Origin of the sequence: Xenorhabdus aichiensis (genome assembly GCF_028598775.1) — a bacterium.
GTDB lineage: Bacteria > Pseudomonadota > Gammaproteobacteria > Enterobacterales > Enterobacteriaceae > Xenorhabdus > Xenorhabdus bovienii.
The window spans coordinates 67,973-80,897 of record NZ_JAQRFO010000019.1 but is presented as its reverse complement, the minus strand read 5'-3'; the positions used below and the strand labels follow the sequence as shown (position 1 = coordinate 80,897).

Sequence of the window (12,925 nt, the reverse complement as noted above, 5' to 3'; positions counted from 1 at the left end):
CGGTGCATGCATTGTGAAAACCATGAGATATACTTGCCGCATTGTAGGGAAAGATAATTCCACTATCAGATTTGGATTGTTTTTGAACGATATCCCACGGCTCCCCAAGTAAAGGAACAAGCATATGATTGCCTATCTTCTTTCTGGGATCTTTTCTGTCTCTTACGAGCACAGACCTCTGCTTCTGATCAATATCATCCCATCTTTTTTTACATATCTCTCCAATGCGCATGCAGGAAAGTATTGAGAAATTCAATATATCCTCGTAAGGGATATCACTTGTCCAGTGACGCCCTTTTCTACGTAGCACCTCCATCACTCTCTCTAACTCCTCGCGTTCTGGTCTTCTGCTGCGTCGCTGGCTTTTACTGATTAACCCCATTTGGGTTAAAACTGAACGGGCTTCATGTGTGGGATTTGAGGTGTAGTCTAGTACCGTCTGCGCGTGGGCGTTTTTCAATGCTATAGTAGGCCAGCTTTGATTCTCTCCAATTCGTGTTTTTCGATGTAAAAGGGGTGCTATTGGGGGTGCTGGTAATCCTAAAATAGCCCAAAAAACCTTAAATGCACGAAAATCAGCAAAAATGGAAACCCAAATAATTCATGATAATAGCAAGGAACGGTGGGGAGTTGGCGTGTTATCTGGGAAATTTTTTTTTTATGATTAATCGATATCTGATCAATTCATTTTGTGGCTGGTTATTGTTCTCATGTTGTTGGTTCTGCTTGTGGGTGATCGCCTACTATTTTGTTAATGACCCAGAACTGGCCATTTTATTTTTTCCTTTTGCTCTGCGCCTTGGCATCGTATTACATACGCCAAAACATTATTGGCCAACCGTTTATGGTGCAGAATGGTGGCTGACCATCTGTCTGGCGCTATTAATGGGGCAGCCTCAATGGCTCACTGTGCTCACTGCCAGCATAGCCAGCCTCCCTGTTGTCTGGGTTGCCAGCCGTTATTATCGCGGCAGTCAATGGCAGCGGCTCGCTGTCATGGCAATGGTGATCACAGCAACCGCCATCATTAATGTCGTGGCAGTGAGTAACCACAACCCATCTTTGATCATCGTGTTTCTGGTCAGCTTAACCGGTGGCGTTATGTTGGTGCCCACATGCTATTTAGTCTGGCATTATCTGTTCCAAAGCATCTGGTTGCCTCTGACAGCCAACGTCGTGTCGCGTCAAATCCAGTTTCGCCTTCATCGCGTTATTCTGTATGCCTTGCTATTTGTACTGAATATTCTGTTACAAATTGGTTTTCCCAATGAATTACGCTATTTTGCACCGTTCTGTCTGGCTATCCCCATTATTCTGTTGGCCTTTCGTTATGGTTGGCAGGGTGCCTTACTGGGGACATTACTGAACAGCATCGTATTGATTGCTGCGCGCAGTGGTGTTTCGAATATGGAAATCACCGACTTACTGTTATCGCTCTTGGCACAAACCATCACCGGGATAATGCTTGGCATGGCGGTTCAGCGTCAACGTGATCTTAATACACAGTTAAAGCGTGAACTCTATCGTAACCGTAGTCTTGCGGGCCAATTAGTCAAAGCGGAGGAATCGGTACGGCGCGATATTGCGCGAGAACTGCATGATGAAATTGGTCAGAACATTACAGCCATTCGGACGCAGGCTAATATTATTCAGCGGGTCGAAGTGACGCCTATTGGCTCGAATTGTGCCAAAACTATCGAATCATTATCCCTTAATGTTTATGATACGACCAAAAGGTTACTCAGTTGTCTGCGTCCCAAAATCCTTGATGACCTTGGTCTGAAAGAAGCGATTGAACAATTGCTGCGGGATATGGAATTTGAAAACTGCGGCATATCAGTGGAAATCCATTGGGAAGCTAATTCTGCCGAGGTCATTGAGCAATTAAGTGACACAACAAAAGTCACGTTATATCGTCTCTGTCAGGAAGCCCTGAATAATGCATTAAAATACTCTCAGGCGGATCGCATTGAGTTGCATTTTTCTGTCAGAGGAATGATCCGTTTATTGATTAAAGACAACGGCATTGGCTGTAAGGCTGAAGATAACCTGAAAGGGTTTGGTTTACGGGGCATGCGGGAACGCGTACAGGCACTCGGTGGCCAATTCTCAATTCATAGCGAAAAACGGCAGAATGACTCGACAAGCGCGGGTACGGATTTATCGATCATTTTGCCCAAATTTTAAGAAGTGGTCATGACAGGTTTTTCTCAATCCAAACCCATACCTCACGGCAATCTGTCCGATGCAGAAATCCGGGAGCAATACCGTTACTGGCGCTTGCATATTATGTTGAATCTATACGTGGGCTATGCGCTATTTTACTTTACCCGTAAAAGCTTCAACTATGCGATGCCTGCCATGATCACCGATCTTGGCCTTGATAAAAGTGAAATTGGCCTCATCGGGACGTTGTTTTATATCACTTATGGCTGTTCGAAATTTTTTTCCGGCATTATTTCTGATCGTTCCAACCCCCGCTATTTTATGGGAATAGGGCTGATTGCCACGGGGATCATCAATATCTTGTTTGGGCTGTCCAGCTCCATTGTCATGTTTACCTTTCTTTGGATATTAAATGCCTGGTTTCAAGGATGGGGTTCTCCTTCATGCGCTAAGTTACTCACGACTTGGTATTCTCGCTCAGAACGTGGCTTCTGGTGGGCGATTTGGAATACTTCACACCATGTAGGGAGTGCGTTGATTGCATTGATCGTCAGTTTCTTAACCTTGCATTTTAGCTGGCGAGAAGGATTTATCGTGCCGGGCTGCGTTGGGATCTTGACAGGCATACTCTTATGCTGGCGATTACGCGATAAGCCGAGCACGATGGGGCTACCGACCATCGGTCAGTTTCGCAATGATCTGTTGGAAAAGGCTCAGGAAAATCAAGGCAAAGGCCTGACTACCAGAGAGATCCTGAGAACCTACGTTTTCCGCAACAAATATATCTGGTTGCTTTCCTTTAGTTACGTGCTGGTATACATCGTTCGCACCGTCATCAACGACTGGGGAAACCTGTATCTGACTGAATACCATCATTATGATTTAGTGAGCGCAAACGCCGTATTATCGCTCTTTGAAGTGGGAGGATTTATGGGATCGCTGGTCGCAGGTTGGGGATCAGATAAACTCTTTGGCGGCAATCGTGGCCCGATGAATCTGATATTCTCGATGGGTATTTTCTTGTCAGTGGCGGCTTTATGGTTGATGCCTGTCACGGGTTTGGTTTTTCAATCGCTTGGCTTTTTTGCGATCGGTTTTTTTGTGTTTGGCCCACAATTGCTGATTGGTATGGCTGCCGCAGAGTGTTCGCATAAAGATTCTGCCGGTGCTGCGACGGGTTTTGTGGGGCTTTTTGCTTATACAGGCGCGGCTATTGCGGGCTATCCTTTTGCCATTATTCTGGAAAACTATCATTGGGCTGGGGTATTTATGACCATTTCCGTCTGTGCCGTCATGATCGGTTTATTATTGCTGCCTTTCCTGCAAGCACAGTTTCCTAAGCAAAGGGGACAACGTTAAATGTAGAAAGGATGAGAGCATCCTCCACTCGTTCTCTGAATAAATATCGAGTGGAGGGTCTTTTCAATCAGAGCTCGGCAGATTAAGCCTTCACTTCTTCTCTCATGATACGGTTCAACCACGGAACCATAAAGGTCATGATAATGGCGACAATCAGAGTGGCAACACCGATTTTACCGAACACACTCATATAAATTGGCAGAGTTTGCAGAGGATCAGTCACGCCTACGGGGGTAGCAGTGAGTGCCGCCACATGACTTGCCAGCATTGATGCCACCGCTTGCGACAGGAACCACATTCCCAGAATAAAGCCGGTCAGATAACTGGGAACAAATGCCGCGACCATTGCCAGCCCCAGAGCGCTGATCATCAATTCGCCTATGCTCTGGAACAGATAAACCAGCACGATAAACCACGGTGAAGTAATGCCTTGGGCATCAGCAAACAAACCGGAGGCGGCGGCTGTCAGGAAACCCAGAGAGCACAGGAACATGCCGAAGGTGAATTTTGCCGGCATGGAGAAGTCTTTACCTTTCGCTCCCAGCTTGGTGTAAACCACCGCCAGTATTGGGCTGAAGATGATAATCCAGAATGGGTTAAATGCTTGGAAACTGACGGGATTGACATCAAAACCGAGGATCTGGTGATGGACGTTGTTAATGGCGAAGAAGTTGAGGGACATTGGCATCTGGTTATACAGGATAAAGAACACCACAGCCTGAAGCATCAGAATAAACGCCACGAACATTTTATTACGGGCGACTTTTTTCTGCTTGAATGCCTGCCAGAAGAAAATCAGTACGACGATGGTGGTAATCGCGAACAGGGCGATATTGGCAACCTTGATATTGTGCAGTAACCATGCACAGACACCAATCATGGCCACAGAACCTATCAGAACGGCAATAAGACTGATGGGCTTGATAGGATGATGATCAGGTGTAGAGCCGATATTATGTACCATACGACGGCAGGCGATATATACCAACAGGGCGATGATCAGGCCGATACCGCAGATATTGTAAGTAACGGTATAACCATATTTTTCAGCAATCACCGGGGCGAGGGAAAGGGAAAACAGAGAGCCGAGATTGATGGACATATAAAACAGAGTAAATGCCCCATCCAGACGGGGGTCTTGTGGTTGGTAACATTTAGCCAGCAGGCTGGCGGGGTTGGCCTTGAAAAGACCATTACCGACCGCAACGGTGCCTAATGCATAAAAAATCAGTTCCGGGTTCATGATAGACAGGCCGATCATGTAATAGCCGATTGCCATGACAATCGCACCCAGAACGATGGTTCGTTTAGTTCCAAGTATGTGGTCACCAACATAACCACCGATAGAAATCAGGCCGTACACCAGAGCGGTGAACGCACCAAAGGTAATAAATGATTGTTCTTCTGAAAAACCCAGTTGTTGAACGAAATAAACGGCCAAAATGCCTTGAACGCCGTAGAAACCAAATCGTTCCCATAGTTCAACAAAAAAGATCATGAAAAAGGGTTTTGGTTGATCCCATAAACCGACGGGTGCGGTTTTACTCATAGAGGTGCCTCTGTTAGTTGTCATTCCAATGGACAATACATCCAGAGTTTATACTGATGTTAACTGGACGATAACATAATGTATTGTACGGGTTGTGATTTTGTTTATTTATTCAAGTGATCGTAGAACGCGGGAGGTTAATATACAGGTATAATATCTTCTCAGTGGTAGATCACACTAACGTGAAAAGTAATACCAGATTTGGCAGAATATTCACTAACTTAATGTCAAAAATTGTTAATCAAAGGATTAAATGATTTAAAATAACCTAATATGGTTATTTTAAATCAATGATGTATGCCTGTTTTTGAGGTAGTGCAGTAATCGAATTTGAACCAATGTTAAATTCATCTTATTATACTGTGCAATAAGATGAATAGACCCGTTGAATTCGCCTGCGACTCTTTATTGAGCTATTCTTATTGATATCATCCATTAATATCCAAAATTCGATATAATACAATTAGTAATACTTAGTGATAAAAAATAAAATTTCATCATTTTATTCAAAATTAATACTATTGAATTCAGATGAAGTTAACTTAAATTTATCATTCAGTACGTTTTTGTATCTTTATAACAAATTAGAGTTATTGGATTGTTGTTTTAGAGAGCTATGAGAAAAGTGAAATGTTCAGTTGATGAAGGCTCTCGGATGGAGCCTTCTACTTCTCTTGGAAAAATATTGGCCGGGGAAATATTGGATAAATTACCGTATAAAATTAGACCGCATCCGCCAGGCTTTTATCCATCACATGATGAAAATCACGTTTAAAATAAATCAGCCCGTGGCCTTCTTCCTTGACCGCCATCTGTTTGACTTCCACTAGATAGACATAATGCGTGCCGATTTCCTGTACTTGCTCAATACTTCCTTCCAGATTGGCCAGTGTTTCTTTCAGCATCGGTTGCCCCAGAATGCCCGTTTTCCAGATATTCCAGCCAAAGCGCTCTTCCATGCTGACACCCGTCATTCCGGCGAAATGGCGGGCAATCAATTCCTGTTCATGATTCAGAATATTGACACACAGGCGGCCATTTTCCTGAAATACCGGATTCATGGCGCTATTGCGGTTGATGCATACCATCAGAGTCGGAGGCGTATCTGTCACAGAGCACACCGCCGTTGCAGTTATACCGCATCGCCCCGCAGGGCCATCCGTGGTGATGATATTTACCGCAGCGGAAAGGCTTGCCATCGCATTCCGAAAACGCAGGCGATGTTCATTTTCTACAGACATAATAGACCTCCTGCTACTGATTTATTTCAGCAGCTTATCTAACAGGTTAATATCACGGTTATTGTGTAAATGGGGTTTTGTCCAGCCATTCACGTCATAGTCTGAAAGACAGCGATCCACCAATTCCGTCATTTTCTTCATATTACCGGAGCCATAGGCATGACGTAGGCACTGTAGGCGAATCTCATCCTGACTGCCGGCATAATTGATTTCATACAATTCATGGCGCCCGCCGAATTCGCTGCCAATGGCATCCCACATTAATTTCAAAATTTTAATTCGCTCTACATGGTCAATACCGTTAGAGCCACGTACATATTTCTCAAGATACTTATTGATTTCAGGATTATTCATATCGCGCACACTGGATGGCAGATAAATCAAGCCGCTGGTGACATTGCTTTCAATGATGTTCTTGATTTTGGTATAAGCCATCGGTGCCATGACACGATAAGTCTGAATCGCCTGAGTATCCGGCAGATAAGCGCCGCCTTCCCACGGTTTGGCTTCTGCCCACATCGCATCCGTCAGTGACCAGAACAGATTGCGCCATGCCACGACTTCCCCCAGATCGGCCTGAACACCTCGGAAATCCACCACACCAGTACATTCAAGGCTCTTTTGCAGCAATCCTGTGATGAAGTCCAGTTTGACCGCCAGACGCACACAGGCTTGCATGGGGAATAGACGGGCAAAGCCGCCTTGGACAGCCCAATTGCGGGCGCGATCAAAATCGCGATAAATTAACACGTTTTCCCACGGAATTAACACTTTATCCATGACCAGAATGGCGTCATTTTCATCAAACCGACTGGAAAGGGGGTAATCGAAAGGTGAACCCATGGCACCGGCAACCAATTCGTAAGAAGCGCGCGAGATCAATTTCACGCCGTCGGCATCCATGGGTGCGACGAACATCAAGGCGAAATCGGGGTTATCGCCGATAACTTGTGCAGAACCAAAACCAATGAAGTTATAGTGAGTGAGCGCCGAATTGGTTGCGACGACTTTGGCACCACTGACGATAATCCCGGCATCGGTTTCTTTTTCTATCTGGATAAAAACATCTTTAACCTGATCGGCTGGCTTATGTCGATCAATCGGTGGGTTCACAATGGCATGATTGAAATAGATACCGCTTTCCTGAATGCGTTTATACCATGTGCGGGCGTTATCCGCGAACTGCCCGTAAAATTCAGGATAAGCACCTAATGCGCAGCAGAATGCCGCTTTATAGTCAGGTGTGCGTCCCATCCAGCCGTAGCTTTGGCGTGACCATTCTGCAATGGCATCCCGCTGCTGGCGCATTTCATCCGGGCTGGTTGCAAAGCGGAAGAACTTGTGGGTATAGCCGCCACTGCCGGTATCGGTATCCCAGCAGAGTATATCGTGGGTTTCCGGCTCATGCAGGGCATCATACAGTTGACCTATCGAGGCTGCGGCATTACGGAAAGCGGGATGTGTCGTGACGTCTTTGACGCGTTCGCCGTAAATATAAATTTCCCGGCCATCCTGAAGCGATTTTAGGTACTCTTTGCTGGTAAACGGGCGTTTATGATCGGCACGCAAATCTTCTAGTCTCATGGCTACCTCACAAGTGGAAAATTCCCCGTTTTGATTTGTTATCCATATGGGGACGTAGTGTTAATTTTATGTTTACTTCCATTGCTTGATTGAAGCGATTAATTGGCTGCATTTGAAGAGACTTTCGGAAGGTTAGCTGGTACTTTTCGGTGAGGGTGGATAGTTTGTTACGAAAGTGTGATCACCTTTGTGTTTTAGCAAAATCCGCTGTAAACCCTCGATAGGGCGGGGAGCAGTCACTAAATAAAACAGTCTAATTGGCAGACTGTTTTATTTATTCTTAAAATTAATGGAGGATATTTATTAAAATTGACACATAAATCCAACTTCCCAACTATTGTTCTGGTGATTATCCCAGAATCCGGGAGGATAGCGCTCAATATCACTTTCCATTATCATCGGTTTTCGCCATTCAAAATGTTTTAATCCCGCTTTATTGGCGGCATTTTCATAATCTTCATGACTCCAGCAATAGAAAATAAGAGGGCTTGGAGGATTGGTGATAAATTCCGCTTCATGGCGGAACCCGCTTTTCCACGGAGTTTCGCTGATAAACTTAACCTGATAGTTACTGTAGTCATGATTATCCAATCGAAAGTCTGGTTCAACTGTATAAGATACTAATTTACCCGAAGGTTTAAGGTGAGTTGCAACGACACGAAACATGGCTTCGAGTTCTTCAATTGAAGCTGCATTGCAAAATAACCAGCCTGCAACAATGATATCGAATTTTCCGAATGACTCCATTTCCATCGCACTGACATCTCTGGCGTGAAACTCTATGTTTTCACCGGATTTTTTCGCTTCTTTTCTGGCAACTGCCATCATGTTTTCTGATATGTCTATACCAACAACTTTTGAAGCACCAAGCCTTTTAAATTTAAATGTAAAAAAACCAGTGCCACAGGCCAGATCTAAAACTGATTTTCCTTGTATTTCACCAGCTAAATTCAGGATGGTTCGCATTTCAAGTGTGCGTTGAGGGGCTGCATCCGAAAAATTATTATAATGTTCTGCAATAGGATCATAAGATGTGTCTTTTATTTCCATTATCGAGCCCTTTCTTTAATAATTGGAGGTAGATTCACATAATGCTCTGCAATAGGGTTATAGACAGAATCTTTTATTTTCATTAGCCAAATCTCTATTAAATAATTTGGCTATTTGGTTGCTTGCTATGCAAGCTAAATATAATAAGAAAATCTCCCGTAATTTTACGGAGGATTATTTTGTTAAAGTTGACAAACAAGCGCTGTATCAAGACAGTTACGTTGATAATCATCCCAAAAACCCGGGGATTGCTTCTCAATATCACGTTCCTGCAACATGGGTTTATGCCATTCAAAATGTTTTAAACCCGCTTCATTGATTGCAGCAGCATACTGTTCGCGGCTCCAGCGATACATTGTAAAAGGGCTGGGAGGAGTGGTAATGAATTCAGCCTTCAAAAGCGTTGTATCTTTTACGGGTTCTTCACTAAGAACTTTTATGAAATAATTTTCATAGTTCCCTTTTTCTAGCCGATAATCAGGTTCGAATGTATAAGCTATGAGTTTGCCGGAAGGTTTAAGATGGTCGGCAACAACACGGAACATCGTTTTAAGGTCTTCAAATGACTCGGCGTGACAAAATAGCCAGGCTGCAACGATGAGATCAAATTTCCCAAATGATTCCATCTTGCAGACATTCCTAATATGAAATTCTATATCATCTTGATATTGCCGTGATTTATTTTTGGCTATTTGTATCATTTTATCTGATATGTCAACACCAATAATGTTTGAAGCGCCAAGTTTTTTGAATTTACGACTAAAAAGACCATATCCACATGCTAAATCCAACACGGACTTTCCTTGTACTTCACCTGCCAGATGCATGATAGTCCGAATTTCCACGTCGATATGAGGACTTGAGTCTGAAAAATTTTCGTAGAGATGTGCAATAGGATTATATAAGATATTATCTGTCATTATTTGTTATCCTTAATTACATTCAAGATGTTATTTCTTTCTGTGGGATTTGTTATTTAGTATTGATGTAATATTTGATGATTGTTTCTCAGTTGTATATGTTAAAGTGCTAATAAAGAATTTTATATAATTATTTTTGTTGATTGCCATTAAATTAACAACTATAAAATAAAAATATTAGGTGAGGTGATAATGATTTTTGGTTTTTATTTTTTGTTTAATAACTTATTTAAAATGACGGCATGATGATCAAAGAGTGAATCCCCAGGGCGGGATTCCACTTTAAGATCGATTCTTTTATAGCCAAAAAACGTATCTCTACGTAAAATTTTCACCATTTTATCCAAGAAATCACATTATATTTTACGTGCAAGCTCTAAAGATTAATTTTTAAGCAAATTAAAATCCCGCCCTGACTTTGGTGTTGACATATTCGATGACCTTTTTGACCAGAAAGATATTTTTATTCAATGGAATAGTTTTATTTATTTTTATTTCTCGGAAATGTATTTTTTATTAATAATAATTTAAATTATAAATAAAAAATATATTTTCATTAAATAACTGAATGGTTGTTAAATATATTTATATATTTATATATTTATATATTTATATTTATATTTATATTTTTGTGTATTAATGGTGAAAATGTTTATTAATTTATTTTGTTATTATAACCGATACGGTATAAGCAAAAGCAGGGTGTTTTTCACCCCCCACCCGTGCTCTTCTCCCGCCAAACACTCGGTGCACACCCCATCAACCGATTAAAAAAACGCGTAAAATAAGCCGGATCTTTAAACCCTAGCTGATACGCAATTTCAAACACCGGGCTGTCACTAAACAGCAGCAGCCGTTTTGCTTCCCGTAACAGTCGGTCAAAAATCAATTTTTTGGGTGGCCGGTTGGCAAACCTTCGACACATATCTTTGAGGCGAGATTCCGTAATCCCCAGTTTTTCCGCGTATTCCGGTACAGCAAGGTGCTGATGATAATGCTGATCAATCAACTGGTTAAAACGCTGAAACAGTTTTAGTTCTCCTCTTACCCCGCCAGAGCGGTGATCATCAAGGGGAATGCTGCGCAGCAGAAAGGTAAACAGTGATTGCGCCAGAAATGCCAGTGATTGTTCACGTCCCGCGAATTGGTTGGCGGATTCACGCCCGATCAACGCCCAATAGTGATTGAATGTCACCAATTCATCGGGCTTATCAGCCACAGAAAGGCAGATGGCCGGAATATCAACCAGTTCCCGATGGGTGGGGTAGAGCGAATTGAGCAGCGGCGTAATCAATGCTTGACGTACCGTCAGGACATAACCATCGGTATCTTCCTGCGTAAAGAAGGCGTGGGGAACCGAAGGAGGCGTCAGGATAAACAGCGGTGCTTGTACTGAATAGCGTAGCTCATCCAATTGCAGCTCAATCCGCCCTGTCACCAGATAGTGAAGTTGAAAAAAACCGTCATGACGATGCGCCTGCATATCACGGCCAAAGAACGCGGCCATGCGACCAAAAGTTTGATAATGCACATCGTCAGATCCCTGCGTTTCATCATAGTCTTTACTGATATCAATATTGGTAATAATGGCTTTGCTTGTGTTGGAGGCTGGCATCAATAGTTATCTCCTGAGCGCTGCGTTTGTTTCATCGGGATAAATAAGACCATCAAAGCCCCGATAATCAGCAACCCGGCGACGAAATAGAGGCCTGAGTTGAAACTGCCCGTTTGATCTTTTAGCCAGCCGATCAACAGCGGGCTGGCAGCAGAACCCACATTACCCGTGGCATTGATGACGGCGATGCCAATGGCCCGAGCGCGCAGGCTGATGGATTGATCCGGCGTAGTCCAAAATACCGCCATGGCCGTAAATGATCCCGTGGAAGCCATGATAATCCCCAGCAGTTGCACCATGCTGTGGTGAGTCAGTGAGGTCAGAATCCAGCCTGCCGCTGCGAACAGATAGGGCAGGGCAGTGTGCATTTTCCGTTCTTGCAGGCGGTCTGAGCGGCGGCTCCAGTAAATCATTCCCAAGATAGTGCAGAATTGGGGAATGGCAGTCAGCAGGCCGATCATCACGTGACTGCTCCCCTGATTGAAACTCTGCATAATTTGCGGCGTCCAGATATTAATGGCGCTCAGAGTATTGGTCAGGCAGAAATAAGCGAAGGTATACATCAGGATAATCGGGGTTAAAACTTCACGCCACAGGCTGGTTTTGGAACTGGCGGGGCCATTGGGTTGTATCTGCGAAAGTTTATCGCGCTCCATCATCTCCTGAAGACACTGTTTATCTTCACGAGTCAGCCATTTAGCTTTTTCCGGTGAGTCATCCAGATAGAACCAGACGACAAAACCGAGCAGAACAGAAGGGAAACCTTCCAGCAAAAACAGCCATTGCCAGCCACGCAGATCCCAGATGCCATCCATTTCCAGAATATAGCCGGAAGCCAGCGAGCCAAACGCCATTGTGACCGGCATCGCGATCATAAACAGGGCATTGGCGCGGGCGCGGTAATAGGCGGGAAACCAATAAGTCAGGTAGACCAGAATCCCCGGCAGGAAACCCGCTTCCGCAATGCCGACCAGCATACGCAGGATATACAGGCTTGTCGGGCCAGTGGCAAACATCGTGGCAGTAGAAGCGATCCCCCACAGCACCATAATGGTGGCGATCCAGCGACGGGCGCCGACAATACTGAGCATCACGTTACTGGGAATGCCGAAAATCACGTAAGTCGCGTAAAACAGGGTAGCCGCCAGTCCAAACATCGTAGACGACAGGCCGAGATCTTTTCCCATCGTCAGACCGGCAAAGCCGATATTGATGCGATCCAGAAAGGAAAACACAAATAGAACAAATAAAAACAGGATCAAGCGTCGGAATAATTTATTGATGACGTTTTGCTGCCGGTCGGTGAGTTTTTGAGGTGGGTAATCCGGGTTCTCTGGCTCTTGTATGGCTTCAGGTGGGCTGCTCATTGTCGTTACCTTTTTTATTATACGATGCGTGTCGCGTTTTTATGGAAACTGGCATGAAAACTGTCACTGCGTTG

At 44.0% G+C, this 12,925-nt stretch carries 10 protein-coding genes; 2 read left to right on the top strand and 8 right to left on the bottom strand.

Going from position 1 to position 12,925, the window contains the following annotated elements; all coding sequences use genetic code 11:
- Positions 1 to 316: site-specific integrase (locus tag PSI22_RS10505; protein WP_503016471.1), on the bottom strand; the 316-nt coding region annotated here is incomplete at its 3' end.
- 344 nt (positions 317 to 660) lie between these two features.
- On the opposite strand from PSI22_RS10505, the gene uhpB reads away from it, so the two are divergent.
- Together uhpB and PSI22_RS10495 are read left to right on the top strand one after the other, a co-directional pair.
- The gene (gene uhpB / locus PSI22_RS10500; protein WP_273579699.1) at positions 661 to 2,187 is read left to right on the top strand and encodes a signal transduction histidine-protein kinase/phosphatase UhpB; all 1,527 of its coding nucleotides are present in this window, start codon (positions 661 to 663) and stop codon (positions 2,185 to 2,187) included.
- Between the two features lie 9 nt (positions 2,188 to 2,196).
- Positions 2,197 to 3,525, top strand: a complete 1,329-nt coding sequence (locus PSI22_RS10495; protein ID WP_273579698.1) for an MFS transporter — start codon at positions 2,197 to 2,199, stop codon at positions 3,523 to 3,525.
- Between the two features lie 82 nt (positions 3,526 to 3,607).
- Here the strand turns inward: PSI22_RS10495 and dtpB are convergent, their stop codons facing one another.
- From dtpB to hpaX, 7 genes are all read right to left on the bottom strand, one after another.
- Complete coding sequence (gene dtpB, locus PSI22_RS10490) at positions 3,608 to 5,074, bottom strand: dipeptide/tripeptide permease DtpB (RefSeq protein ID WP_273579697.1); 1,467 nt, start codon at positions 5,072 to 5,074, stop codon at positions 3,608 to 3,610.
- Positions 5,075 to 5,796: 722 nt separating this feature from the next.
- Complete coding sequence (hpaC, locus tag PSI22_RS10485) at positions 5,797 to 6,315, bottom strand: 4-hydroxyphenylacetate 3-monooxygenase, reductase component (protein ID WP_273579696.1); 519 nt, start codon at positions 6,313 to 6,315, stop codon at positions 5,797 to 5,799.
- Between the two features lie 21 nt (positions 6,316 to 6,336).
- Positions 6,337 to 7,899 (bottom strand): 4-hydroxyphenylacetate 3-monooxygenase, oxygenase component, encoded by a 1,563-nt coding sequence (gene hpaB / locus PSI22_RS10480; protein WP_273579695.1) that lies wholly within the window; start codon positions 7,897 to 7,899, stop codon positions 6,337 to 6,339.
- Between the two features lie 303 nt (positions 7,900 to 8,202).
- On the bottom strand, positions 8,203 to 8,949 hold the full coding sequence (locus PSI22_RS10475; RefSeq protein WP_273579694.1) for a class I SAM-dependent methyltransferase: 747 nt from the start codon (positions 8,947 to 8,949) through the stop codon (positions 8,203 to 8,205).
- A gap of 182 nt (positions 8,950 to 9,131) precedes the next feature.
- Entirely contained in the window at positions 9,132 to 9,869 is a 738-nt protein-coding gene (locus PSI22_RS10470) for a class I SAM-dependent DNA methyltransferase (protein ID WP_273579693.1), read from the bottom strand.
- A gap of 709 nt (positions 9,870 to 10,578) precedes the next feature.
- Positions 10,579 to 11,484 carry a 4-hydroxyphenylacetate catabolism regulatory protein HpaA gene (hpaA, locus tag PSI22_RS10465; protein WP_273579692.1) on the bottom strand — a complete coding sequence of 302 codons (906 nt, stop codon included), beginning with the start codon at positions 11,482 to 11,484 and terminating at the stop codon, positions 10,579 to 10,581.
- Positions 11,484 to 12,851, bottom strand: a complete 1,368-nt coding sequence (gene hpaX, locus PSI22_RS10460) for a 4-hydroxyphenylacetate permease (protein WP_273579691.1) — start codon at positions 12,849 to 12,851, stop codon at positions 11,484 to 11,486. The genes hpaA and hpaX overlap by 1 nt, the downstream gene beginning before the upstream one ends.
- Positions 12,852 to 12,925 lie beyond the last annotated feature (74 nt).